Origin of the sequence: Streptococcus sp. KR (assembly GCF_002238115.1) — a bacterium.
Lineage (GTDB): Bacteria > Bacillota > Bacilli > Lactobacillales > Streptococcaceae > Streptococcus.
In genome coordinates, this window is record NZ_NGVM01000009.1 from 20,647 (window position 1) to 44,392 (window position 23,746).

A 23,746-nucleotide genomic window follows, 5' to 3' on the forward strand; every position below is an offset into this window, starting at 1 on the left:
AAGCTATCCCTTCCTTTTTTCTTGTTCGAGTGTCGTCTTTCGACGATGTAATGTATCTATATCCTCTTCTAATTTTCGTCGTTCTCGTCTATACTCAATCTCTTCTTTTTCAATACTTTGTTCCAAAGCGCGCTGATTTCTTATAAATCCTATGGATACTGCTTGGCTAAAGTCCGAAGCTATTCGGTTTAATCGTGCTCTTTCCTCAGTAGTATCCACGTCCACTTGTCCTAGGTAATGCTGCATCATCTGATACTTTCTTTCCATCATATGCAACAATTGGTTCCGTTTTTGCTGAAGGTTTTCAAATTGTTCTTCTCTTTGTTGGCGAATAGAACGATTGCGTTCATCTAATAAATCTAAATGGTTTTGCTTTGTTCTTAATTCCTGCCAGATTACTTGATTTTCATCCATTCTTTAAAATTCCCTGCTAACTCTTTATCATCTTCCAATTTTTTTTGGACACCATCTGCTATTTGCTTTTCTAAACTTTGAAAATCTTCGGCTAGTTTTTCTGATTTTTTGATTTTTGGATAGAAATAATGATCAAGATCATCTACGATTGTCGTACGAGATACTCCTCCATCAGAATAGGCTGTCGCCACCTCTGTAGGTGATAAAATAAAACCAAAGGGAACGTGATAAGTGCTCGCTACTATTTTCTCTGCTTCTTGGTGAGCTTTATGAACTATGGAGCAAATCTCTTCATGACCAGCATTTGCGACTTCATGCAATCCCGATGAAATCGTTAAGGCATGTTCGGAGTCTAAAAAGAGTTCCTCACCACTCGTATAACCGCCTGAAGCCAATGCCTCTTTAGCCTTTGCATAGGAATACAAGCCACTGGAAACCTTATCCAAACCAGATGAATACCGTTTTTCAAACGATGAACGATCATTCTTAATTTTAAGACTACCATCTTCATTAAAAACATAACCGCCCCACAAGTGTTGAGAATATACAAAATCTACCTGTTGTACAGAGTCCACATGATGCATCATCCCTACAACACCGACACTATCCATTCTATTTTTAGGGTAACCTATAGGAACCAAATCTTTATCATCAACATAATTATGAATACGATACTTTATCGCATCCACACGTTGCCGCTGTTCTTTGGTCAAGACCGGATAGATATTCGGGCCTTGGTAGATATAAGCTCCTGAAATACGTGAAATGTCCCTAACATTAGCTAGGGCGTATTGAGCATTCATAGAACCAAGAGAGTGACCATAAACTGAGATTTTAGCGTTTGGATATTCCAACATTATATCATCTAAGATAGATGCTGCCGCCTTCAACTGAGAAGTCACCCCTTCTTCACCTTTCAAAATATTTTGAGCCATGGGAATATCATTTGCAAGCCAATCCACTTCCCATCCTTCATCAAATGGCGCTTTAGAACCTTCATAGAGAACAGACACTTCAGATCGGTCTGGACTCTCAACTACTAAAGCCTTCAATCCTGTCTCGTCTTCTATCACCTGACGGACTGTGCCGATGGGTTTAGCGTTATCATTATCACCAATTTCAACAGGCTTATCAACTGCAAGCTCGTTATCATACTCTTTTTTTGCTATTTGAAATCTCTCATAGTCAGTATATGTATCAGTCATTTTTATCTCTCTCTTCTACTTTTTTCATTATGGTAGGATCATTTACTCCACCTTCACTAGTAAGCTTCTTCGTATTAAAGTTTTTATTTAGAGTGAAACTAAAAATATAATCCTTATTGTCATTGACATATATGGAAACCATAATACCTCCCATTGGATTGGAAGCAATAGATTCATAATTAATCGCATAAGTTTTAATAACTCCGTCTGGTTCAAATGCTTTAGGATCTATTCGTTTTAATCTATTTCTAAAAATTTGCTTCGCTTCCTCACTCTCTACAATTCTCACCATCTCATCGTGTTCTACTTTTTTCATCACTTTATATCCTCCTATGCTTAGTCCAATGATAACCAACAAACTAACTAAAACAATTCCTACAATTTTAAATGATCTCATGACGTCTCCTTTATGGTATTCTACAAATATATCATGTACTGATTTACTTATAGTATACCATAAAGATTGGATTCCTCATCCTCACTTGGCGCTTTAAAACCTTCGTAAAGAACGGACACTTCAGATTGGTCTGGACTCTCAACTACTAAAGCCTTCAATCCTGTCTCGTTTTCTATCACCTGCCGGACTGTACCGATGTCTTCTATCTCTCCTTTATCATTTATGATTTTCAAGGGATCTGTTTCAGAATACTTTGTATACTCTTCATTAGCAATTTTTTGACGTTCATGATCACTATACTGCCTATTCACTTTTCTCCTCCGTTATCATTTTTTCAAATTTAGCCGAGTTTCCTCCACCATCATTAACTAACTTTCCGCTACTTCTTTCTTTATTAATAGTGAAAAATACATATAATTCTTCGTCATTATTTATATAAATTTTAAATTTGATCCCTCCCATTGGACTATGAAAAATGGAATTAATATCTATATCATAATTCTGGATAATATTTCCTTCTTCAAGTGCCCCTTTATGCCTCAGCTTTAGGTTATCTTCTATAATCTTTTTGACTTCCTCACTCTCTACAATTCTCACCATCTCGTCTTGTTCTACTTTTTTCATCACTTTATATCCTCCTATGCTTAGTCCAATGGTAACTAATAAACTAACTAAAACGATTCCTACAATTTTTAATGACTTCATGACATCTCCCTTATGTTATTTTACAAATATATCATGCGCTGATTTACTTATAGTATACCATAAAGAGCGGTCTAAACTCTCAACTACGTATATCTTCAACCCCGTCTCGTTTTCAATCACCTGACGGACTGTGCTGATGGAACTTTTTCGAGTTTCTATATAAATATCATTATCAACTTGTAATGTATTATCATATTCTTTTTCAGTAATTAACTTTCGTTCATATTCGCTATACATAGAATCCATCAGTTTGAGTCTCCCTTTAATTTTTCCAGAGGTGGATTACTCCCACCGCCATTTCTTAATTTACCATCACTATCTTTATGTAAGAAAACACTAACTTTATAACTTGAAGAATCATTTATATACAAATAAACAATTATTCCTCCCATTGGATTATGTTCAAAAGAATCAACTTTATATGATTTAATAATTCCTTTTTCTGTTAGAGCATTCGGATCTATTTGTTTTAAGCGCACTTTAAAAATCTCTTTCGCTTCCTCACTCTCTACAATTCTCACCATCTCATCATGTTCTGCTTGTTTCATCACTTTAAATCCTCCTACGCTTAATCCAACGATAACCAACAAACTAGCTAAAACGATTCCTACAATTTTTAATAACCTCATGACATCTCCTTTATGTTATTTTACAAATATATCATGCACTGATTTACTTATAGTATACCGTAAAGATTTGTCTGGACTCTCAACTACATAAACCTTCAATCCTGTCTCGTTTTCTATCACCTGACGGACTGTGCCTATGTCTTCTAGCTCTCCTTTATCGTTTTTAATAGTCAGAGGATCACTAGGTTCATAGACTGAATACTCCTCATTTGCTATACTTTGTCGCTCATAATCACTGTAGTCTCTACTCATTGTTTCTCCTTTATCAGATTGTGCAATTTCCCCGAGTATCCCCCACTGGAAAAATCCACCTTATTTGTTTGCGAGTTTTTCTCTAGGGTATACCTTACATATAGTTCATTATCTTCATTTACATAAACAGAAAAATTTATTCCCCCCATAGGGTTATGTTGAATAGATTCTGTATCTATTTCATAAGACTGGATTACTCCTTTATTTGTAAAAGCTTTCTCATCTATGTAATTCAAATAATCCTCTATTATTTCTTTGACTTCCTCACCCTTGACAACCCTAACCATCTCATCGTGTTCTACTTGTTTCATTACTTTATATCCTCCTATGCTTAATCCAACGATAACCAACAAACTAGCTAAAATAATTACTACAATTTTAAATGACTTCATAGAATCTCCTTTATGTTATTTTACAAATATATCATGTTGGGATATGTTTCAGAATAACTTGTATACTCTTCATTGGCAATTTTTTGACGTTCATGATCAGTATACTGTCTACTCACTTTTTCTCTCCGTTATTATTTTTTTAAATTTAGCAGAGCTTCCTCCACCATCATTAACTAACTTTCCGCTACTTCTATCTTTATTAATAGTGAAAAATACATATAATTCTTCGTCATTATTTATATAAATTTTAAATTTGATCCCTCCCATTGGACTATGAAAAATGGAATTAATATCTATATCATAATTCTGGATAATATTTCCTTCTTCAAGTGCCCCTTTATGCCTCAGCTTTAGGTTATCTTCTATAATCTTTTTGACTTCCTCACTCTCTACAATTCTCACCATCTCATCATGTTCTGCTTGTTTCATCACTTTAAATCCTCCTACGCTTAATCCAACGATAACCAACAAACTAGCTAAAACAATTCCTATAATTTTTAATAACCTCATGACATCTCCTTTATGTTATTTTACAAATATATCATGTTGGGATATGTTTCAAAATAACTTGTATACTCTTCATTAGCAATTTTTTGACGTTCATGATCACTATACTGTCTACTCACTTTTTCTCTCCGTTATCATTTTTTCAAATTTAGCAGAGTTTCCTCCGCCATCATTAACTAACTTTCCACTTTTTTTATCTTTATTAATAGTGAAAAATACATATAATTCTTCGTCATTATTTATATAAATTTTTAATTTGATCCCTCCCATTGGACTATGAAAAATGGAATTAATATCTATATCATAATTCTGGATAATATTTCCTTCTTCAAGTGCCCCTTTATGCCTCAGCTTTAGGTTATCTTCTATAATCTTTTTGACTTCCTCACTCTCTACAATTCTCACCATCTCATCATGTTCTGCTTGTTTCATCACTTTAAATCCTCCTACGCTTAATCCAACGATAACTAATAAACTAGCTAAAACAATTCCTACAATTTTTAATGGTTTCATGACGTCTCCTTTATGTTATTTTACAAATATATCATGTACTGATTTACTTATAGTATACCGTAAAGATTTGTCTGGACTCTCAACTACATAAACCTTCAACCCTGTCTCGTTTTCAATCACCTGACGAACTGTGCCGATTACATTAGGATTGTTATCAGTTCCAATATCAATTGGATCATCTTTCGTATACTCCGTATATTCTCTAGCAGCAATTTTTTGTCTATCATGTTCCGTATATTTTTGTATCATTTTTTCACCTTTTTTAACAATTCTGCAAGTTGAGCAGAATAGCCGCCACCTGAATATTCAATTTTTCCGGTAGTGCTATCTTTCTCTAATCCATACATCACTCTTAGTTTTTTATCTGAATTTACATATACTTTAAAATCAATACCACCCATGGGATTATGCTTAATTGAGTCGATATCAATTTCATACGATTTTATTGTACCTTCTTTTGTTAAGGCCTCACTATCTAGATATTTAAGTTTATTTTCAACAATCTTTTTGACTTCCTCACTTTTAACAATTCTCGCCATCTCATCGTGTTCTACTTTTTGCATTACTTTATATCCTCCTATGCTTAATCCAACAATAACCAAAAAACTAGCTAAAATGATTCCTACAATTTTTAATGGCTTCATGACGTCTCCTTTATGTTATTTTACAAATATATCATGCACTGATTTACTTATAGTATACCATAAAGATTTGTCTGAACTCTCAACTACGTAAACCTTTATTCCTGTCTCGTTTTCAATCACCTGACGGACTGTGCCGATATCTTCTATCTCTCCTTTATCGTTTTTGATTTTCACGGGATCTGTTTCAGAATAACTTGTATACTCTTCATTAGCAATTTCTTGACCAGAGAAAATCTCTTGTAAATAGGAAAATAAAAGAGTAGATACAAGCATTTTAGGGTGATAAGATGGCTGACCAAAGGCATGATAGAAGGCGTCGAAGTGACAATCTTCCAAGGTATTCACCACTTTTTCAATAGTAAAGACAAGATGATCTTGTGGTAAGAAAGAACTGATTTCTAGTGGTATAGTTGTTTGATTTGTGTTATAGTGAATAGGCATGGGATAGACTTTCTAAATGGTTTATTAAGCAATTCTATTTTACAAAGACTATCGCAACCATGTAAAAAAGCAACGGCAAATCCGTTGCTTTTTTTGGAGATAAGGGACTATTGTCCAAGGATCGTTATTTTATATTTAAAGTATAGTTTTTTATTTGGAATTTTGTCTTATCTTATCTCATTCCCATTTGAGAAAGTTTAGTTTGATATTTATTTTGGTCTACTAAGAGTGCCTGTCCTCCATAAACATCATAATCATCTACCCAATCACCTAGTTCTGGAACCGTTAATCTCTCAATGCCATTTTGCGCTCCATCTAGGAAGGATAAACCATTTGTCAATAAGAAACTATAGGGAACATTCGTAGAGGTCATCCCAAAGACCTTACCAAGTGCTTCTGATCCAGTAAAAAGTTTAGTTGGATCCTTGAGTTGCTGCAGAACAGCTGTCAGCACTTGCTGTTGTCTCTTGGTACGACCGTAATCACCTTCATCATCATCACGGAAGCGAGCATAATTGAGCAAGGTTGAACCATTCATCTGTTGTTTTCCGACTTTGATGGTTTGGGTTGGAGACTCTGTTTCTGTAGCATGCAAGTCATCTCCCACCGTAGCTTCGGTTAAAGGTTGACCTTCTAAGGTTGAGAATTTGGCATCAATCGTCACCCCGTCAGGGAAGAGAGTGTCAATAGCGGTTGCAAAGGCCTGAAAATCAACCAAGGCATAGTACTTAATGTCCAAGTCAAAATTATCTTTCAATACTTGGCGAACCATTTCTGCCCCTTTTTGGCCTTCTTGTTCCCCTAGTTCATAGGCTACATTTAACTTGTTATCTGTTTGTTTCTTTCCATTGATAATCTTACTATATCCATCAATATAAACTAAGTTATCACGCATGAAGCTAACCAGCTTGATTTTCTTATCTGAGCCACCAACGTTTAAGACCATAATAGAGTCCGTTCTTGTTTCAGCACTATTTTGGCCAATCCGTCCATCCGTCCCCATAATCAAAATATTGACCCCATCCTTGGTATCTTGACCATGAAAAACTTCTACTTGAGCTGCCTTAGCATTGGCAGGTTTATTTGGATCCGCATTTGAATATCCTTTTAGGAACATAAAAATCATGCCAAAACCGACACAGGCTAGAAGAGCAAGCAATCCTGCAAAAATGCGCCCCCAACGAATCTTACGTTTTTTGGACTTAACCTTTGGATGAGAATGAGTTTTCTGGTATTTTTTTGCACGACTTCGGTTACCATAGGATGGAAGAGGAGACTGATTGACTGGTTCCCTGAAAGACTCTTCCATATCGTGATTTTCATTATAAATTTCTGGAGAAGCTTTACTACTGCTAGCCATATTTAACTTACCTTGCAGGTATGCAAACTCTTTTTTCTCTCGCTCATTGAGGTAATGAATGTTCTTAAAAAGATAGTCATAACGCAACTGCTCGTGATGGCTTAAGGGATTTTCTTTACTCATCTTCTCTCCTTTCCATGGTCTGATATTGGATAAATGGGATAGGCACCCAGAACTTTATACTGGATTCCAATCGCTTCTAATTCTTTTTGGGCAAAGTGGACCAAGTCCTTATCAGCATAGTCCACATCAATAATGAAAAAGTATTCTCCCAGCGCTGTCTTGAGTGGCCGACTTTCAATTTTTGTCAGGTCAATTCCTCTCCAAGCAAAGGTCGACAGGGCCTTATAAAGTGCACCTGGAAGGTTGTCCGGTAAGGTCAAGGCCAAACTCATTTTCTCAGTTTGTGCTTGCAAGGGAATGGTTGCACCTTCAGCTCCCAAAACCCAGAAACGTGTGAAATTGGCTTCCATTTCCTGAATATCCTCGGCAATCAGTTCCAAGCCATATTCTTCGGCAGAACTTCTAGGTGCAATTGCCGCAAAAGGCTGGTCTGGATGTTCGGAAATAAAGCGGGCCGCATAGGCTGTACTAGCTGTTACCTCGATTTGGGCATCTGGATATTGTTCATCGATGAATTTCTTTCCTTGAGCCAAAGCCTGTGGATGTGAAAAAATCTTTTCAATCTTAGTATGGCCTGGAACCACCATCAACTGCTGATGAATAGGCTGAACGATTTCTGCAACTGCTTGAATGCGAGCCTGATGAAAAAGGTAGTCCAAGGTTTCATGAACACTACCTTCGATAGAATTTTCAACTGGCACCACAGAATAGTCCACCAAGCCTTGCTCATAGGCCTTGATAACATCTGTAATATTGGCAAAGGCTTGCAATTCCTCCTGAGGAAAAGCTGTCTGCACAACGTGGTGTGAAAATGATCCCTTGGGACCTAGATAAGCAATTTTCATCTCAGTTCCTCTATAATTTCCTCTGGGCTTAGCTTGGTCACATCCAAAACCCGACTGGCAACTTCCTCATACCAAGTCTGTCTTTCTTGGAAAATAGCTGCTAATTCTTCCTTGCTATTATTTAGAAAAAGCGGGCGCTGATTGTCTTTATCAGCTGATATGCGTTGGTAGAGGGTGTCAAAATCAGCTTTCAGGTAGATATTATCAGAATTTGTCTTTAGTAAGTCACGATTTCGCTGAGAAACGACCACTCCTCCACCAGTTGACACAACTTGGTCTCTTTGTAGTAAATCAGCTAGGACTTCTGATTCTATCTGACGAAAGGCTTCTTCTCCCTTTTCCACGAAAAATTCCGCAATGGACATACCTAAGCGTTTCTCAATCAGGGCATCCATATCAAGGTAATTAGGGTCCAAGCCTCTTGCAATAGTCGATTTACCAGCCCCCATAAAGCCTAATAACACCTTAGCCATGAATCAAGCTCTCCAAATCATCAAAGAAGCTAGGGTAGCTGGTATTGATGGCTTCTGCACGATCAAGCTTCACCTCTCCATCTGCAACCAAGAGGGCTGCGATGGCTGTCATCATACCGATACGGTGATCTCCAAATGTATTGACTCTAGCACCGTGAAGGGCTGATTTCCCTTTGATAATCATTCCATCTGCTGTAGGTGTGATATCCGCACCCATGCTATTTAAAGCGTCTGCCACAACCTGAATGCGGTCTGTTTCCTTAACCTTGAGCTCCTCAGCATCCTTGATAACTGTTACACCTTGGGCTTGAGTCGCAAGCAGAGCGATAACTGGCAATTCATCAATCAAGCGTGGAATCAAAGCGCCACCAATCTCTGTTCCTTTCAAGTCAGAAGACTCAACAGTCAAAGTAGCAGATTTAGCGACTGGGTCAATTTCAGTAACTTCTAATTTTCCACCCATGGCGCGAATGACATCAATGATACCAGTACGCGTTTCGTTGATGCCCACATTTTTAAGCACCACACGAGAATTTGGAACAATCAAACCTGCGACTAGCCAAAAGGCTGCACTGGAAATATCTCCTGGAACAACCACCTTTTGTCCTGTCAATTTTTGCGGTCCTTGGACTGTGATTTTCTTGCCATCCACACTTAAATGACCACCAAATTGTTGCAACATATCTTCAGTATGATTACGAGTGCACTCTTTTTCGATAATAACAGACTCCCCCTGAACCTGCAAGGCCGCAAAGATCAAGGCGGACTTGACTTGGGCAGAGGCAATTGGCAACTCATACTGAATATGTCTTAGGTTTTTTGTCCCTTTTAAATGAAGGGGAGGCAGGTCTCGTTCAGTTTGCCCTGAAATACTAACGCCCATTTTTTTCAGTGGAATCGTCACACGATCCATAGGACGTTTGGAAAGACTGTCATCTCCAAACATTTCTACTTCAAAGTCTGCACCAGCAAGGACACCTGAAATCAGGCGAATCGAAGTTCCAGAATTTCCCATATCAAGGGCATTTTGCGGCGCTTTTAAGCCATCCATGCCTACACCTTGAATAGTAATAACCCCATCTTTGTCCTCAATTTCAACACCAAGGTCACGAAAAACCTGCATGGTCGAAAGAACGTCTTCGCCACGTAATATATCATAAACCTTGGTCTCACCCTCAGCCAAACTGCCAAAGATAATGGAACGATGACTAATAGACTTGTCACCTGGAACTCGGATACTGCCGTGTAAGTGGCTAATGTTTATTTTTAGTTTCATACTGGACCTCATACTTGCAATACTTTTACTTATTTTATCATAAAAAGCCAGAAATTCCTTAAAAATTTCTGACTTTATGATAGTTATTTTCTTATTTTAGCAATTCTGAAACTGGTTCGAAAACAATTTTTTCAATGTCAGAAAGATAAATAGCCAATTGTTGTTGCTTGGTAAAGAATTCTGACAAGAGGCTATTTCCTTGAATCTGCTTGCCAAAGCCTTCCATTTTCGCTTGAAAGGAAGCGTCTGGTATTTGACCTGTCTGCGCTAGTCTTTGAATTTCCTCTTGGAAGGCAACATATTCTGTAAAGATTTTACTTGCCTCAGCATCTGCTGCAATCGCATCTTTAGCTGCTTTGACAGCCTTGTATTCTGGTAATTCGCGTAGACCGCGACTAAGTTCATTTGCACTATCGTAAATATTTGACATAATTTTCTCCTTATTTGATAACGACTGTGTAGTCGGTGTTTTCTGTTATGAGGTGCTCAGCTCGTTCTAAATCTTGAGCGTTTTTAAATGAAATTTGTAGAATTCCGTGAATATCTTCACGGTTTTCCTCGTTAATATGAATATTGACCAAGGAAGTTCCACGTAGTAATTCCAAAATCCTCAGGATGACATCTTCTTCATCGGGAACGTCAACATAGAGGTCGTAAGAACTGTCTACTCCACCACGCTTATGGATTTCCATAGCCTGACGTTGCTCACGCGCTTGGTTGAAAAAATTCCAGATTTGCTCCTCATCTCCCTTGCTGATAGCCTGACCAACCTCATCCAACCGTTCCTTAAAATCCTCAATCCGCTCTAGGATAGTCTCACGATTGGACAAGAGAATGGAGGTCCACATCCCTGGCTCACTTTCCGCAATCCGAGTCATATCTCGGAAACCACCAGCCGCAAAGCGCCTTGCCATTTCATGTTCTTGAGCATAAACCGCGGTCTGTTCCATGAGACTGGAAGCCAGAATATGAGGAAAATGGCTGATCTGAGAAGTGACTCGGTCATGCTCCTTGGCATCAATCTCGATAAAGCGAGCGTGAAGACCTGAAAGCAAGTCCCTCATTTCCGCAAGAGTGTCCTGACCTGTCAGACTCGAAGGTGTAAAGATATAATAGGCATTTTCAAAAAGATTGACATCTGCCGAAGCAGCCCCTGTCTTGTGACTACCAGCCATGGGATGGGCCCCGACAAAGTGAACAGGTTTGCCAGCCAAATACTGCTCCGCTGCATCCACAATGGCTGACTTGGTTGAACCAGCATCTGAAATAATCACTCCTTCTTTCAAGTCCAAGTTGGCCAACTCCTTAATGAAAGCAATGGTTTGTTTGATTGGCAAGCTGAGGATGATGACATCTGCCAAAGGAGCAAAACTAGCAAAATCATCCGTTGCACGGTCAATCATGCCTTCTTTCAAGGCAATATCTCTCGAAGCTTGACTGCGATTATAACCTAAAATTTCATAATCTGGATGATCGCGTTTGATACCTAGGGCCATAGAGGCTCCAATCAATCCAAGACCTGCGATATAGACTGTTCTTGCCATAGGAACTCCTTAATAGTTCTTTGTATAGTCTCGATATTTAGCTACCGCTTCTTTTAATTCCTCTAGATTGTCTGATGAGAATTTTTCAAGAATTTCTTGTACCAGAACCGTTGCCACAACGGCTTCCATGACCACACCGGCTGCTGGAAGAGCAGTCGGATCACTTCTCTCCACAGTTGCCTTGTAGGGTTCATGGGTTTCGATATCCACACTCATAAGTGGTTTGTAGAGAGTAGGAATGGGCTTCATGACACCACGAACAACAATCGGTTGCCCATTAGTCATACCACCTTCAAAGCCGCCAAGATTGTTGGTACGGCGAGTATAGCCATCTTCTTTAGACCAAAGAATTTCATCCATAACTTGGCTTCCTTTACGATAACCAGCTTCAAAGCCAAGACCAAATTCCACCCCTTTAAAGGCATTGATAGAGACAACTGCTTGGGCCAATCTTGCATCCAATTTTCTGTCCCATTGGACATAGGAACCAAGACCAACTGGAACACCTCCAACAACTGTCTCCACAACCCCACCGATGGTATCACCGTCACGTTTGATTTGGTCAATATAATCCTTGATTTCCTGTTCTCTTTCTTGGTTGACAATAGAAACTTCAGACTGGGCAGCTCTTTCCTTAATCTCAGTAACTGTGAGATTCTCAGGAACATCGATTTCCTTGCCACCAAAGACCACGACATGGTTGGCAATTTCCATATCCAGCTCAGCCAAGAGGCGTTTGGCTACTGCCCCAACTGCCACCCGCATGGTGGTTTCACGAGCTGATGAACGCTCCAAGGAATTACGCAAATCATCAAAACGGTACTTGATGCCCCCAACCAAATCGGCATGTCCTGGGCGAGGATGGGTGATTTTTCGTTTGCTTTTAAGGCGGTCTTCAATGTCCTCCGCAGACATGATATCCAGCCATTTCTGATGGTCCTTATTGACGACATCCATGGTAATAGGAGCCCCAGTAGTCTTCCCATGGCGAACACCCGAAGTAAAGATAACTTGGTCGCTCTCAATCTTCATACGACCACCGCGGCCGTATCCACCCTGACGACGTTTCAAATCCTCATTGATGTCCTCTGCTGTCAAAGGAAGTCCTGCTGGAATTCCTTCAATGATAGCCGTCAGACGGGGACCGTGTGATTCTCCTGCTGTCAAATATCTCATAGAATCTCCTTATTTCACCAAATAGTCTTTCATCTCTTCAAAGGAAACTGGATGAATAGCTGCTGAGCCGAGCTCCGGTACCAAAACAACTTTCAAGGTATTGCCTCGTGCCTTCTTATCGTGAGTTAGGGCTTGATAGAGCTTGTCTATGTCCCAATTTTCATAAGCGACAGGCAAACCGAACTTCTGGCACATGGTTGTAATGGATTGGGTTATTCCAGCTGGCATGAGGCCTTTTTCCTCTGCAACCTTGGAAATTTGTACCATTCCAATAGCCACAGCCTCACCGTGCATGACCTTGCCATACCCAGCTGTTGCTTCAATAGCATGGCCAATGGTATGACCAAAGTTAAGATAAAGTCGCACACCATTGTCCAACTCATCCTCAACCACCATCTTACGCTTAACCTGGCAAGAGCGCTCAATCAAGGTCTCTGCATATTCCAAAATGCCCGAAACAGAACCGTCCATCTCCGTCAAGAGATTCCAGAGTTCTACATCCTCAATCAAGCCATACTTAATAACCTCACCCATTCCTTCAATCAACTCTCTTTCCCCCAAGGTTTCAAGGACAAGCGGATCAATCAAAACTCCATCTGGTTGGGCAAAAGTCCCCACCATATTTTTAGCAAACGGAGTGTTAACACCTGTCTTTCCACCGATAGAAGAATCCACCTGGGCTGTCAAGCTGGTCGGAATCTGAACAAAATGAATTCCCCTCATATAGGTAGAGGCTGCAAAACCAGCCAGGTCCCCAACGACACCACCTCCGAGAGCCACGATTCCATCGCTACGAGTTAGACCCTGCTTGACTAAAAATTCATAAACTTTCTGCACAGTAGTCAGATTTTTTCGTTCTTCGCCTTCTAAAAAGTCAAATACAGCAACTTGAAAACCAGCATCTTCTAGACTGAGTTTGACCTTCTCAGCATAAAGAGAGGCTACATGGTTGTCTGTTACAATAACCACTTTTTGCGGTTGCCAGAGTTCTCGCAACCATTGGCCAGCCTGAGCCAGACAGCCTTTCTCAATCTGAATATCATAAGGATGATGCGGAATATCGATTCTGATTTTCATAGGAGATTCTCCTTTTCTTTATTGGTATTTTTCTGTTAAGGACTGCCAAATTTCTTCTGTTGGCATTTCCTTTCCTGTCCACAGTTGAAAGGCTTCTGCAGCTTGATAGAGCAACATTCCCAGACCATTGATCGCTGGATTGCCCTGACTTCTAGCCCATTTTAAAAATGGTGTTTCAAAGGGTTGGTAAATAATATCTGCCACCAAGATAGTTTCTGGCAAATTGATGCTTTCAGGAACTGGGGATGATTGACCATCCATTCCCACACTGGTCGCATTGACCAGCAAATCCGACTCAGTAATCCTTGCTTGCAGTTCAGGAACATCTTCTAAAGCATACAAGTCAACTTTAAAGCCTGTCTGCTCCTGTAACTTGGTCAGGTAAGGTCTTGTTTTTTCAATAGAAACTGAACGAACAAAGACAGAAATCTGACTGACGCTATACAAAATAGCCTGTGCCAAGATTGATTTGGCCGCACCACCTGCACCCAGCAGGATCATCTTTTTACCTGTAATTGTAAAAGAAGGCAAGCTCTTAAAAAATCCCTTGCCATCTGTATTATATCCAATTAAATTGCCATTCTCATTGACAACCGTATTAACCGCACCGATCAAGCGCGCTTCATCGCTCAGCCCATCCAAATAAGGAATCACTTGCTCCTTATAGGGCATAGAAAGGTTAATTCCAAACATCTGGTAGCGGCGAATATTGGCCACTGTTTCTGCCAAGTCAGCTGCATCAATCTCCCAAGCCACATAAACACCGTTGGTAGCTGTAGCCTCAAAGGCCCTATTGTGGATGAAGGGGGAAATAGAATGCTTAATAGGATTGGCAACAACTGCTGCTAAACGTGTATAGCCATCAAGCTTCATCCAAAATCTCCCTGATTTTTTTCATGTTAGCTAGGGAAATCTGACCTGGGGCACTGGCCTCATCTAGGCTAGCAAAGGACCAGCTAGAACCAGTCACATCCGCAGTGATACGAGAGACCTTACCCACCTTGCCCATAGAAATGGTCACATATTCCTGTTCAGGATTGAGGGTTTTAAATCCTCGTGTATAGTTCATCAAGTCTAAGACATCCTGCTCTGTGTGAGCCATCACCGCAACCTTAACAAGTTTTGGATTTAGGCTCGTCAACTCTGACAAGATTTCCATCATATTTTCAGGTGTTTCTTGGAAATTGTGGTAACTCAAAACGAGATTTGGGAAGTCCAGCATTTCCTCAAAGACATCCTTGTAGCTGTAGTACTCAAAATCAATATAGTCTGGTTGATAGAGTTGCGCCACTTCCTTGATTAGATGGATATATTCTTCTGGAGAAAGGTCGATTTCTCCCCCTTCAGCGCGAGTTCGCAGCGTGAAAACCAATTCACGGCCTGCGAATTTTTCAAAAATAGCTGGAGCCACCTGCAAAATCGCTTCTTTAGGCAGATAGTCGGCACGCCATTCAATGATGTCGGCATCCAGATACCTCGTGGCATCCAGAGCCTGGGCTTCCTCTAAACTTCTTGGCATTACTGAAACGATTAATTTCATTTACTAACCTTCATACTAATCACCTTGAGGTAATTACTACTTTCATCTTTTTTATTATAGGCAAAATCTGCTGGAAGACCGTATTTGTTTAAAATCTGGTAACTTCTTCCTGCAAAGCCTTTATCAATTTGTTCTGTAAATTTCTGACGGGAAACATTGGCAGCATTGGTACTGGCAATGATCATGCCTCCCGGATTTAAAATCTCTAAACTTTGGGAAATCAATTTGTGATAATCCTTGGCTACAGAGAAGGTTTGTTTTTTATTACGGGCAAAACTAGGTGGATCTAGGACAATCACATCGTAGGTCAAACCTTTTCGTTTGGCATACTTGAAATACTCAAAGACATCCATGACGATAAAACGGTGGTCATCTGTGCTGATTCCATTTGCCTGAAAATGCGCTTCTGACAATTCTCGAGAACGTTTGGCTAGGTCAACAGAAGTTGTCTGGCTAGCTCCTCCCATGGCCGCAGCTACTGAAAAGGCTGCTGTGTAGGAAAACATATTGAGCAAGGATTTACCCATAGCCAAGCCATCAACTAGACTACCTCGAACCTCATGTTGGTCTAAGAAAATCCCTGTCATCAAGCCGTCATTCATAAAGACTTGATAAGCAACGCTATTTTCAAGAACGGTAAAAAACTCTGGAGCTTCTTGCCCATAAAGGTGGGCAGACTCATAGTCCAAACCCTTAAAGCGAATCTTCTCATAAACCCCTAAAACCTCAGGAAAAACCTGTCTAAAAGCTTCTGAGATAACCTTGCGAATCTGATAAACATAAGAGTTATACCAAGAAAAGACAGCATAGTCACCATATAGGTCAATAGTAAATCCACCAAAGCCATCTCCCTCTTGATTAAATAAGCGAAAGGCTGTTGTGCATTCATCTTGATAGTAGGCACTTCTTTTTTCTTTAGCTTGTTTAAAAAGACTTTCAAAGAATGACTGCGTAAAGTCGACCTTCTCCTTGCTGATAAACCAACCGATTCCCTTGTTTTGTTGAGAGAGATAGGCGCTACCAAGATACTTCCCATCTTGATTCAAAACTTGGACTGCTTGATCCATCAGGTCGATATCTGCAAGATCACTTGCTTCCAAAAGAACTAGGCCCTTAGCAAGCTTTTTTTCAACTCTTCTGCTAACTCTTACTCTATTCATAGCTACTATTATATCAAATTTTTAGACAATTCACAAAACAGAAACTTTTCTTAGCTTTTTACAGATTTAAAATATTAGACATCATTCTAGAAGTATGACTTTCGGAAATACACTCCTTCATTTTCATTATCCTAAGAAAAAAATATGCTCTTTCATCTGAAAGAGCATGTTTTCAATAAAGCATTGCCTTGTGACAAAAGTTACATCCTATCTAGTTGTTCCACTATACGTCTAAAATAATAATGGTAGCTAAAAATGCTAAGGCCAAGCAGAAGTATAAAACTTACAAGTCCTAAACTAATTGCAAGGACAAGAGATAGAGACTGAACCAAGAATAAGCTCCCAATTACAAGGGCCATTAGGATTGCACTATATATAAACAATAAAACTATTGCGACTATACCATTTGAACGATTCACCAAGTCTGTAATACTACTCCAATTGGTTGACAGATTTTTCACATCCTTAAAATAATGATGACAAGAAAGGATGACACTAGCAAGGAACCATGCCACAAGAAGGTAAATCATCGAAAGAATGGGCAATCCTAAATAAAGGGAAAGACCAAGTAAAGTCAAAATAGGTAAGAGGGACTGAACTGCAAATATAATCCAAAACTTCACTTTCACATAACGAGCAAAATCAAAAGGCAAACTCTTGAGAAAATCAAAATTTTCCCTCTCCAGAGATAACCCGATTGAAGATAGACTTGTGATATTGTTATTTAAAACTGCTATAAACACTCCCACAAAAAACAAGGGCAACCAGTATTCGGCAGTTATTTCTGGAACAAGCTGTGAGTCCCTAATCTTAAATATTAAGCCTATCATAAAGAAATAAGGCAGGAAAGTACTTGTAAAAAGCACTGTCACCAAGCTAGTCCCCTGTCCCAAGAGGGAGAGGTTGTAGCGTAACACCATACTGAAAAAACCTTTTTTAGTTATGGAAATGCTTTGTTTGCTACGACGCTCTTTTCTGATTTTTTCTTCGCTGTTGGTCATAACAACTTGATAAAATTGAGGAACAACCTTCTTTTTTGTTAGATAAAATAGCAAAACAGTTGCTGTTATCCAAGCAAGTAATCCAAAGATGGATTCAAGAGAAAAAGGCTCTACTGCTATTTTATAAAAGATATGAAGAGGATAAAAGAGTGTTGGGACTTCTCTAACTGTCTCTATACTAGCTCCTGAATTTGAATAGAAAACCAGTATCATAGGGAATAATAGCCCTAGACCAATCATGACATTAGATAAAAGAGACTGGTGCTGTCTGAAAAATGCTGTCTGGGCCAAAAAATGGACTGCCAAGACCATCCCTAGACCAACTGAGACAAATAATAAAGCTAAGGACAGCAACATCAAAGGTAACCCCAACCAAAGAGAAGGAGCTAATCGAAGATAAAGAACCAGAAAATAAGCTAAGATAGGGACAAGTCCAACTAAAGACGGCAAAAGAACAGATATTCCTTTTGCAAGCATAATTTCTGATTCTTTAAAGGCATAAGGACTATAAGAAGCCAAGTCCTTACTCTCATAAAAAACATTGTAAAAGGCTGTTAAACTATTAGAAAAGACAATAACTAAAAAAATAGCAACCATATTACTAAATAGACTGGGAACCTCCTCAAAAGGATAACGAAAAACTAGATTCGAAAATAAGAGGAGTAGCAACAGGCTAGATACAAGATAAGAACGCAATAATTTCCCTGACACATCAACTTTTTTATCAGGATTCTTAGCTTGCTTCTTTCGTAGGTTAGCCAGATTAGCTTCTTGAGATGAATAGAGGATATTGATATCAACTAATTTTTTAATGACCTTTAGACGCATCTGAAACCTCCTCTTTTCTACCAGCAAGGTTAAGGTAGATACTTTCCAAAGACTGGTCTGGATGGTCTTTTCTCAAGTCCTCCACGCTACCACAATAAATCAAATGTCCCTTTTTCAAAATGGCAATCCGATCACAGACTTGCTCTGCCACCTCTAGGACATGGGTTGAAAACAAGACCGTCTTGCCTTTTTGTGCATGTTCCTTCATCATCTGCTTCAAATCAAAGGCAGCCTGGGGATCCAAACCTGTCAAGGGTTCGTCCAAGACCCAAATATCGGGATCGGACAAGAGTGCTCCGATGACAAAGACTTTCTGACGCATTCCGTGAGAAAGGGTTTCAATAACCTGATAGCGGTTTTCAGCAAAATCAAAAACGTTCAATAGCCTAGCTAGACTAGCCTCCAAGTCAGAGCTAGTCAGATCATAGGATGAGGCGATCAATTCCCAAAATTCATTGGCTGTTAAACGCAAAAATAAGTCAGGCGAGTCTGCTACGTAGCCAATCTTTCGTTTAATAGCCAAGCGATTTTCCGATAACTCCTGACCGTCTACCAAAATACGACCACTGCTGGGCGAAATGATACTGACTAAAGATTTTATAGTGGTCGATTTTCCAGCCCCATTATGGCCAATCAAACCCATAATCTCCCCATTGTCAATCTGCAGATTGAGATTGCTCAAGGCCTCTTTATCACCATACAACTTACTAACATTTTGAAATTCAATCATGAGAAATCTCCTCTCTTTATCTATGTAATTTACTATAATTATAGCGCTTTCATTTTAAAAATCAACATTTTATATAAAATAGTCAAAAACTTATTATTCAGTTTTACGCAAACGTTTGAGCTAACCGATACTTTATGATAGAATAAAGAACAAGATTGACAAGTAAGAGGAAACATCATGCAAAATCAAACACTCATGCAATACTTTGAATGGTATCTGCCCCATGACGGCCAGCACTGGACACGTCTGGCTGAAGATGCTCAACACCTAGCTGATCTCGGTATCAGTCATGTCTGGATGCCACCAGCTTTCAAGGCTACCAATGAAAAAGATGTCGGCTATGGTGTCTATGACTTATTTGACCTTGGAGAGTTCAACCAAAAAGGGACTGTCCGCACCAAGTATGGTTTCAAAGAAGACTATCTTCAAGCCATTCAAGCTCTAAAAGCACAGGGAATTCAACCTATGGCCGATGTGGTGCTCAATCACAAGGCTGCTGCTGATCACATGGAAGCCTTTCAGGTTATTGAAGTGGATCCTGTAGACCGTACAGTTGAACTTGGTGAACCCTTCACCATCAATGGCTGGACTAGCTTTACCTTCGATGGTCGCCAAGATACCTACAATGACTTCCACTGGCACTGGTACCACTTCACCGGTACAGACTACGATGCCAAACGCCGAAAGTCTGGCATTTATCTGATTCAAGGAGACAACAAGGGTTGGGCAAATGAGGAATTGGTCGATAACGAAAACGGAAACTACGACTACCTCATGTATGCCGACCTAGACTTTAAACATCCTGAAGTCATCCAAAATATCTATGACTGGGCTGACTGGTTCATGGAAACGACTGGTGTAGCTGGTTTCCGCTTGGATGCCGTTAAACACATTGACTCTTTCTTCATGAGCAATTTTATCCGTGATATGAAGGAAAAATACGGTGAGGATTTCTATGTTTTTGGTGAATTTTGGAATCCTGACAAGGAAGCCAATCTAGACTATCTTGAAAAAACGGAAGAACGATTCGACCTTGTTGATGTTCGTCTCCACCAGAATCTCTTTGAAGCCAGTCAAGCTGGCGCAAACTATGACCTTCGTGGTATTTTCACAGATAGCTTGGTTGAACTCAAACCTGACAAGGCTGTAACCTTTGTCGACAACCACGATACTCAACGTGGTCAGGCTCTTGAGTCAACTGTTGAAGAATGGTTCAAGCCAGCAGCCTATACCCTCATTCTCTTACGCCAAGATGGCCTTCCATGTGTCTTTTACGGAGACTACTATGGTATTTCAGGACAGTATGCTCAGCAAGATTTCAAAGAAGTCCTTGACCGCCTCCTAGCTATCCGAAAAGATTTGGCTTATGGAGAACAAAATGACTACTTTGATGATCCTAACTGTATTGGTTGGGTACGCTCAGGTGCTGAAAATCAATCCCCAATCGCAGTCTTGATTTCAAATGACCAAGAAAACAGCAAGTCAATGTTTGTCGGCCAAGAATGGGCTAACCAAACCTTTGTAGATTTACTTGGAAACCATCAAGATCAAGTTACAATAGATGAGGAAGGTTATGGACAATTTCCAGTCTCAGCTGCTTCGGTAAGTGTCTGGGCAGCTAATACTATTTAATAGTTCATAATATTCAAACCAGATCCAATCGGATTTGGTTTTTTTCTATTCACAAAAAAGACCTACCCAAATGGATAGATCTTTATACTCAATGAAAATCAAAGAACAAACTAGGAAGCTAGTCGCAGGTTGCTCAAAGCACTGCTTTGAGGTTGTAGATAAGACTGACGAAATCAGTAACCATATATATACGGCAAGGTGAAGCTGACATTGTTTGAAGAGATTTTCGAAGAGTATTACTTGATTACAATTTACCTGCTACGGCATCCAACAATTCTTGGATCTTAGCTTGGTTGCTTCCTCCTGCCATGGCCATATCTGGTTTACCACCACCACGTCCATCGACGATTGGTGCTAATTCTTTGACAAGGTTTCCTGCATGAAGGTCTTTTGTCTTGCTTGCGACAAGGACATTGACTTTGTCACCGATAGCAGCAACTAGGACAAGCAAGTCAGAGTAGTCTTTTTGTTTCCAGTTGTCCGCAAAGGTACGAAGGGCACCGGCATCTGATACAGACACTTGGCTAGCAATGTAACGGTGACCGTTGACTTCCTTAACATCCTTGAAGATGTCGCCTGCGGCTGCAGCTGCGGCTTTTTCTTTCAACTCAGCATTTTCTTTTTGAAGTTGACGAAGTTGTTCTTGAAGTCCTTCTACCTTGTGAGGCACTTCTTTAAGTTGAGGTGCTTTCAAGGTTGCTGCGACAGCTTTAAGAGCGTCTTCTTGTTCACGGTAGGCTTCAAAGGCTTCCTTACCAGTCACTGCCAAGATACGGCGAGTTCCTGATCCAATCCCTTCTTCTTTGACAATCTTGAAGAGACCAATCTCAGAAGTGTTCCCAACGTGGGTACCACCACAAAGCTCGATAGAGTAGTCACCGATAGTGACAACACGAACTTCTTTACCGTATTTCTCACCAAAGAGAGCCATAGCTCCCATTTCCTTAGCAGTGTCAATATCTGTTTCAACTGTCTTAACTTCAAGTGCTTCCCAGATTTTCTCGTTGACTTGCTGTTCAATGGCACGCAATTCTTCAGCAGTTACTGCTTGGAAGTGGGTAAAGTCAAAGCGAAGGAATTCGACTTCGTTAAGAGATCCTGCTTGTGTTGCGTGGTTCCCAAGGATATTGTGAAGGGCAGCGTGAAGCAAGTGAGTCGCTGTGTGGTTTTTCATGACACGGTGACGACGATTGGTATCGATTGCCAGCGTATATTCTTGATTCAAAGCAAGCGGTGCAAGGACTTCAACAGTATGAAGAGCTTGTCCATTTGGTGCTTTTTGAACATCCGTTACAGTCGCTACAAGGTTTCCTGCAGCATCCAAGATTTGACCGTGGTCAGCGACCTGTCCACCCATTTCAGCATAGAATGGCGTTTCCGCAAAGATCAGAGAGGCAGTTCCTTCTGAAACAGCTTCTACTTCTGCATTGTCAGCCACGATAGCCACCAATTTAGAAGATAATTGGCTAGCATTGTAGTTGAAGACACTTTCTACAGTGATGTTTTGAAGGGTTTCATTTTGCATCCCCATTGAGCCACCCTTGACAGCTGAGGCACGCGCACGTTCTTGCTGTTCTTTCATAGCTGCTTCAAAACCTTCACGGTCCACAGTCATACCAGCTTCTTCAGCGATTTCTTCAGTCAATTCAACTGGGAATCCATAAGTGTCATAAAGTTTAAATACATCTGAACCAGCAATGACAGATTGACCTTTTTCTTTCAAGTAAGCTACAATGCCTTGGGCAAAGTGTTGACCTGAGTGAAGGGTACGCGCAAATGACTCTTCTTCGCTCTTAACGATTTTTTCGATAAAGTCACGTTTTTCAAGTACTTCTGGGTAGTAGCTTTCCATGATTTTACCAACGGTTGGAACGAGTTTGTAAAGGAAAGGCTCGTTGATTCCCAATTTTTGACCATGCATAGAAGCACGACGGAGAAGACGACGAAGGACGTAACCACGACCTTCATTTCCTGGAAGGGCACCATCACCGATGGCAAATGACAATGAACGGATGTGGTCAGCGATGACCTTGAAGCTCATGTTGTCACCATCTTGGTCGTAGACCTTACCAGACAATTTCTCCACTTCACGAATGATTGGCATGAAGAGGTCCGTTTCAAAGTTGGTCTTAGCCCCTTGGATAACGGCCACCAAACGCTCCAAACCAGCGCCCGTATCAATATTCTTGTGTGGCAATTCCTTGTATTCGCTACGAGGAACAGCAGGATCTGCGTTAAATTGTGACAAAACGATGTTCCAGATTTCGATGTAACGGTCGTTTTCAATATCTTCTGCAAGCAGGCGAAGTCCAATATTTTCTGGGTCAAAGGCTTCCCCACGGTCAAAGAAAATCTCTGTATCAGGTCCAGAAGGTCCTGCACCGATTTCCCAGAAGTTGTCCTCGATTGGAATCAAGTGACTTGGGTCCACTCCTACTGCAATCCAGCGGTTGTAAGAATCTTTATCGTCTGGATAGTAGGTCATGTAAAGTTTCTCAGCTGGGAAGTCAAACCATTCTGGGCTTGTCAAAAGCTCATAAGCCCAAGTGATAGCTTCGTCACGGAAGTAATCCCCGATAGAGAAGTTCCCCAACATTTCAAACATGGTATGGTGACGTGCAGTCTTCCCTACGTTTTCAATATCGTTGGTACGGATAGCCTTTTGGGCATTGGTAATACGTGGATTTTCAGGGATAATAGTCCCGTCAAAGTATTTCTTAAGGGTTGCTACCCCAGAATTAATCCACAAAAGTGTTGGATCATTTACAGGAACCAAGCTGACTGATGGTTCTACAGAGTGACCTTTGGTCGCCCAGAAATCAAGCCACATTTGGCGTACTTGTGCACTAGATAGTTGTTTCATATTGTCTCCTTATTACTTG

General features: G+C 40.2%; 28 protein-coding genes and 1 pseudogene. 1 reads left to right on the forward strand and 28 read right to left on the reverse strand.

Annotation, left to right across the window (positions count from 1 at the left end; genetic code table 11):
• Positions 1 to 3 precede the first annotated feature (3 nt).
• The 27 genes and pseudogenes from CBI42_RS04895 to CBI42_RS05025 all read right to left on the reverse strand — a co-directional run bounded on the left by CBI42_RS04895 (position 4) and on the right by CBI42_RS05025 (position 19,232).
• Positions 4 to 414, reverse strand: a complete 411-nt coding sequence (locus tag CBI42_RS04895) for a hypothetical protein (protein WP_094753383.1) — start codon at positions 412 to 414, stop codon at positions 4 to 6.
• Positions 396 to 1,619, reverse strand: a complete 1,224-nt coding sequence (locus CBI42_RS04900) for an Mbeg1-like protein (RefSeq protein WP_094753384.1) — start codon at positions 1,617 to 1,619, stop codon at positions 396 to 398. The genes CBI42_RS04895 and CBI42_RS04900 overlap by 19 nt, the downstream gene beginning before the upstream one ends.
• Positions 1,612 to 2,016 carry a DUF1310 family protein gene (locus CBI42_RS04905; protein ID WP_094753385.1) on the reverse strand — a complete coding sequence of 135 codons (405 nt, stop codon included), beginning with the start codon at positions 2,014 to 2,016 and terminating at the stop codon, positions 1,612 to 1,614. The genes CBI42_RS04900 and CBI42_RS04905 overlap by 8 nt, the downstream gene beginning before the upstream one ends.
• Positions 2,017 to 2,063: 47 nt before the next feature.
• On the reverse strand, positions 2,064 to 2,327 hold the full coding sequence (locus CBI42_RS04910) for a hypothetical protein (protein ID WP_094753386.1): 264 nt from the start codon (positions 2,325 to 2,327) through the stop codon (positions 2,064 to 2,066).
• Positions 2,320 to 2,721 (reverse strand): DUF1310 family protein, encoded by a 402-nt coding sequence (locus CBI42_RS04915; RefSeq protein ID WP_094753387.1) that lies wholly within the window; start codon positions 2,719 to 2,721, stop codon positions 2,320 to 2,322. Before CBI42_RS04915 ends, CBI42_RS04910 begins: the two co-directional genes overlap by 8 nt.
• Before the next feature lie 15 nt (positions 2,722 to 2,736).
• On the reverse strand, positions 2,737 to 2,967 hold the full coding sequence (locus CBI42_RS04920; RefSeq protein WP_094753388.1) for a hypothetical protein: 231 nt from the start codon (positions 2,965 to 2,967) through the stop codon (positions 2,737 to 2,739).
• Positions 2,967 to 3,350, reverse strand: a complete 384-nt coding sequence (locus CBI42_RS04925) for a DUF1310 family protein (RefSeq protein WP_094753389.1) — start codon at positions 3,348 to 3,350, stop codon at positions 2,967 to 2,969. Before CBI42_RS04925 ends, CBI42_RS04920 begins: the two co-directional genes overlap by 1 nt.
• Positions 3,351 to 3,365: 15 nt before the next feature.
• Positions 3,366 to 3,602 (reverse strand): hypothetical protein, encoded by a 237-nt coding sequence (locus tag CBI42_RS04930; RefSeq protein WP_094753390.1) that lies wholly within the window; start codon positions 3,600 to 3,602, stop codon positions 3,366 to 3,368.
• Positions 3,599 to 3,994, reverse strand: coding sequence for a DUF1310 family protein (locus CBI42_RS04935; protein ID WP_094753391.1), 396 nt, complete (start codon positions 3,992 to 3,994; stop codon positions 3,599 to 3,601). The genes CBI42_RS04930 and CBI42_RS04935 overlap by 4 nt, the downstream gene beginning before the upstream one ends.
• Before the next feature lie 108 nt (positions 3,995 to 4,102).
• Positions 4,103 to 4,504: a DUF1310 family protein gene (locus CBI42_RS04940; RefSeq protein ID WP_094753392.1), complete on the reverse strand. Its 402-nt coding sequence runs from the start codon at positions 4,502 to 4,504 to the stop codon at positions 4,103 to 4,105.
• Positions 4,505 to 4,612: 108 nt separating this feature from the next.
• Positions 4,613 to 5,014, reverse strand: coding sequence for a DUF1310 family protein (locus CBI42_RS04945; protein WP_094753393.1), 402 nt, complete (start codon positions 5,012 to 5,014; stop codon positions 4,613 to 4,615).
• A 15-nt stretch (positions 5,015 to 5,029) separates the two neighbouring features.
• Positions 5,030 to 5,263: a hypothetical protein gene (locus CBI42_RS04950; protein ID WP_070478348.1), complete on the reverse strand. Its 234-nt coding sequence runs from the start codon at positions 5,261 to 5,263 to the stop codon at positions 5,030 to 5,032.
• Complete coding sequence (locus CBI42_RS04955) at positions 5,260 to 5,658, reverse strand: DUF1310 family protein (protein WP_061590263.1); 399 nt, start codon at positions 5,656 to 5,658, stop codon at positions 5,260 to 5,262. Before CBI42_RS04955 ends, CBI42_RS04950 begins: the two co-directional genes overlap by 4 nt.
• A 213-nt stretch (positions 5,659 to 5,871) precedes the next feature.
• Positions 5,872 to 6,099: pseudogene (locus CBI42_RS13530) on the reverse strand (IS1182 family transposase); the annotation flags it as partial.
• A gap of 172 nt (positions 6,100 to 6,271) precedes the next feature.
• Positions 6,272 to 7,582: an LCP family protein gene (locus CBI42_RS04965; protein ID WP_094753395.1), complete on the reverse strand. Its 1,311-nt coding sequence runs from the start codon at positions 7,580 to 7,582 to the stop codon at positions 6,272 to 6,274.
• The gene (gene pheA / locus CBI42_RS04970) at positions 7,579 to 8,427 is read right to left on the reverse strand and encodes a prephenate dehydratase (RefSeq protein WP_094753396.1); all 849 of its coding nucleotides are present in this window, start codon (positions 8,425 to 8,427) and stop codon (positions 7,579 to 7,581) included. Before pheA ends, CBI42_RS04965 begins: the two co-directional genes overlap by 4 nt.
• Positions 8,424 to 8,900 (reverse strand): shikimate kinase, encoded by a 477-nt coding sequence (locus CBI42_RS04975; RefSeq protein WP_049509534.1) that lies wholly within the window; start codon positions 8,898 to 8,900, stop codon positions 8,424 to 8,426. Before CBI42_RS04975 ends, pheA begins: the two co-directional genes overlap by 4 nt.
• A complete protein-coding gene (aroA, locus tag CBI42_RS04980) occupies positions 8,893 to 10,176 on the reverse strand; it encodes a 3-phosphoshikimate 1-carboxyvinyltransferase (RefSeq protein ID WP_094753397.1) in 1,284 nt (427 codons plus the stop codon). Before aroA ends, CBI42_RS04975 begins: the two co-directional genes overlap by 8 nt.
• 91 nt (positions 10,177 to 10,267) lie before the next feature.
• A complete protein-coding gene (locus tag CBI42_RS04985; protein ID WP_042750972.1) occupies positions 10,268 to 10,606 on the reverse strand; it encodes a YlbF/YmcA family competence regulator in 339 nt (112 codons plus the stop codon).
• 10 nt (positions 10,607 to 10,616) lie between these two features.
• Positions 10,617 to 11,720: a prephenate dehydrogenase gene (locus CBI42_RS04990; protein WP_094753398.1), complete on the reverse strand. Its 1,104-nt coding sequence runs from the start codon at positions 11,718 to 11,720 to the stop codon at positions 10,617 to 10,619.
• 9 nt (positions 11,721 to 11,729) lie between these two features.
• The gene (aroC, locus tag CBI42_RS04995) at positions 11,730 to 12,896 is read right to left on the reverse strand and encodes a chorismate synthase (protein ID WP_094753399.1); all 1,167 of its coding nucleotides are present in this window, start codon (positions 12,894 to 12,896) and stop codon (positions 11,730 to 11,732) included.
• Between the two features lie 9 nt (positions 12,897 to 12,905).
• Positions 12,906 to 13,973 carry a 3-dehydroquinate synthase gene (gene aroB, locus CBI42_RS05000; protein WP_094753400.1) on the reverse strand — a complete coding sequence of 356 codons (1,068 nt, stop codon included), beginning with the start codon at positions 13,971 to 13,973 and terminating at the stop codon, positions 12,906 to 12,908.
• 18 nt (positions 13,974 to 13,991) lie between these two features.
• Positions 13,992 to 14,846 (reverse strand): shikimate dehydrogenase, encoded by an 855-nt coding sequence (locus CBI42_RS05005; RefSeq protein WP_094753401.1) that lies wholly within the window; start codon positions 14,844 to 14,846, stop codon positions 13,992 to 13,994.
• Positions 14,836 to 15,513: a type I 3-dehydroquinate dehydratase gene (gene aroD / locus CBI42_RS05010; protein ID WP_042900899.1), complete on the reverse strand. Its 678-nt coding sequence runs from the start codon at positions 15,511 to 15,513 to the stop codon at positions 14,836 to 14,838. The genes CBI42_RS05005 and aroD overlap by 11 nt, the downstream gene beginning before the upstream one ends.
• Positions 15,510 to 16,673 carry a class I SAM-dependent rRNA methyltransferase gene (locus CBI42_RS05015; RefSeq protein WP_179211363.1) on the reverse strand — a complete coding sequence of 388 codons (1,164 nt, stop codon included), beginning with the start codon at positions 16,671 to 16,673 and terminating at the stop codon, positions 15,510 to 15,512. The genes aroD and CBI42_RS05015 overlap by 4 nt, the downstream gene beginning before the upstream one ends.
• 200 nt (positions 16,674 to 16,873) lie before the next feature.
• Positions 16,874 to 18,502 carry a hypothetical protein gene (locus CBI42_RS05020; RefSeq protein WP_094753403.1) on the reverse strand — a complete coding sequence of 543 codons (1,629 nt, stop codon included), beginning with the start codon at positions 18,500 to 18,502 and terminating at the stop codon, positions 16,874 to 16,876.
• Positions 18,483 to 19,232: an ABC transporter ATP-binding protein gene (locus CBI42_RS05025; protein ID WP_094753404.1), complete on the reverse strand. Its 750-nt coding sequence runs from the start codon at positions 19,230 to 19,232 to the stop codon at positions 18,483 to 18,485. Before CBI42_RS05025 ends, CBI42_RS05020 begins: the two co-directional genes overlap by 20 nt.
• A 177-nt stretch (positions 19,233 to 19,409) precedes the next feature.
• Between CBI42_RS05025 and CBI42_RS05030 the strand changes: the two genes are divergently transcribed.
• Positions 19,410 to 20,864 (forward strand): alpha-amylase, encoded by a 1,455-nt coding sequence (locus tag CBI42_RS05030; RefSeq protein ID WP_094753405.1) that lies wholly within the window; start codon positions 19,410 to 19,412, stop codon positions 20,862 to 20,864.
• 244 nt (positions 20,865 to 21,108) lie between these two features.
• On the opposite strand, the gene alaS is transcribed toward CBI42_RS05030, so the two are convergent.
• The gene (alaS, locus tag CBI42_RS05040) at positions 21,109 to 23,727 is read right to left on the reverse strand and encodes an alanine--tRNA ligase (RefSeq protein WP_094753406.1); all 2,619 of its coding nucleotides are present in this window, start codon (positions 23,725 to 23,727) and stop codon (positions 21,109 to 21,111) included.
• Positions 23,728 to 23,746 lie beyond the last annotated feature (19 nt).

Coding starts and splice junctions, on each gene's coding strand:
- CBI42_RS04935 (WP_094753391.1), bottom strand. CDS start 3,994: ATGAAGTCATTTAAAATTGTAGTAATTATTTTAGCTAGTTTGTTGGTT.
- CBI42_RS04930 (WP_094753390.1), bottom strand. CDS start 3,602: ATGAGTAGAGACTACAGTGATTATGAGCGACAAAGTATAGCAAATGAG.
- CBI42_RS05005 (WP_094753401.1), bottom strand. CDS start 14,846: ATGAAGCTTGATGGCTATACACGTTTAGCAGCAGTTGTTGCCAATCCT.
- CBI42_RS04915 (WP_094753387.1), bottom strand. CDS start 2,721: ATGAAGTCATTAAAAATTGTAGGAATCGTTTTAGTTAGTTTATTAGTT.
- aroA (WP_094753397.1), bottom strand. CDS start 10,176: ATGAAACTAAAAATAAACATTAGCCACTTACACGGCAGTATCCGAGTT.
- CBI42_RS04955 (WP_061590263.1), bottom strand. CDS start 5,658: ATGAAGCCATTAAAAATTGTAGGAATCATTTTAGCTAGTTTTTTGGTT.
- CBI42_RS05025 (WP_094753404.1), bottom strand. CDS start 19,232: ATGATTGAATTTCAAAATGTTAGTAAGTTGTATGGTGATAAAGAGGCC.
- CBI42_RS04940 (WP_094753392.1), bottom strand. CDS start 4,504: ATGAGGTTATTAAAAATTATAGGAATTGTTTTAGCTAGTTTGTTGGTT.
- CBI42_RS04920 (WP_094753388.1), bottom strand. CDS start 2,967: ATGGATTCTATGTATAGCGAATATGAACGAAAGTTAATTACTGAAAAA.
- CBI42_RS05030 (WP_094753405.1), top strand. CDS start 19,410: ATGCAAAATCAAACACTCATGCAATACTTTGAATGGTATCTGCCCCAT.
- CBI42_RS04895 (WP_094753383.1), bottom strand. CDS start 414: ATGGATGAAAATCAAGTAATCTGGCAGGAATTAAGAACAAAGCAAAAC.
- CBI42_RS04965 (WP_094753395.1), bottom strand. CDS start 7,582: ATGAGTAAAGAAAATCCCTTAAGCCATCACGAGCAGTTGCGTTATGAC.
- CBI42_RS04945 (WP_094753393.1), bottom strand. CDS start 5,014: ATGAAACCATTAAAAATTGTAGGAATTGTTTTAGCTAGTTTATTAGTT.
- pheA (WP_094753396.1), bottom strand. CDS start 8,427: ATGAAAATTGCTTATCTAGGTCCCAAGGGATCATTTTCACACCACGTT.
- CBI42_RS04900 (WP_094753384.1), bottom strand. CDS start 1,619: ATGACTGATACATATACTGACTATGAGAGATTTCAAATAGCAAAAAAA.
- aroB (WP_094753400.1), bottom strand. CDS start 13,973: ATGAAAATCAGAATCGATATTCCGCATCATCCTTATGATATTCAGATT.
- alaS (WP_094753406.1), bottom strand. CDS start 23,727: ATGAAACAACTATCTAGTGCACAAGTACGCCAAATGTGGCTTGATTTC.
- CBI42_RS04990 (WP_094753398.1), bottom strand. CDS start 11,720: ATGGCAAGAACAGTCTATATCGCAGGTCTTGGATTGATTGGAGCCTCT.
- CBI42_RS04925 (WP_094753389.1), bottom strand. CDS start 3,350: ATGAGGTTATTAAAAATTGTAGGAATCGTTTTAGCTAGTTTGTTGGTT.
- CBI42_RS05020 (WP_094753403.1), bottom strand. CDS start 18,502: ATGCGTCTAAAGGTCATTAAAAAATTAGTTGATATCAATATCCTCTAT.
- CBI42_RS04905 (WP_094753385.1), bottom strand. CDS start 2,016: ATGAGATCATTTAAAATTGTAGGAATTGTTTTAGTTAGTTTGTTGGTT.
- CBI42_RS04950 (WP_070478348.1), bottom strand. CDS start 5,263: ATGATACAAAAATATACGGAACATGATAGACAAAAAATTGCTGCTAGA.
- CBI42_RS04975 (WP_049509534.1), bottom strand. CDS start 8,900: ATGGCTAAGGTGTTATTAGGCTTTATGGGGGCTGGTAAATCGACTATT.
- aroD (WP_042900899.1), bottom strand. CDS start 15,513: ATGAAATTAATCGTTTCAGTAATGCCAAGAAGTTTAGAGGAAGCCCAG.
- CBI42_RS05015 (WP_179211363.1), bottom strand. CDS start 16,673: ATGAATAGAGTAAGAGTTAGCAGAAGAGTTGAAAAAAAGCTTGCTAAG.
- aroC (WP_094753399.1), bottom strand. CDS start 12,896: ATGAGATATTTGACAGCAGGAGAATCACACGGTCCCCGTCTGACGGCT.
- CBI42_RS04985 (WP_042750972.1), bottom strand. CDS start 10,606: ATGTCAAATATTTACGATAGTGCAAATGAACTTAGTCGCGGTCTACGC.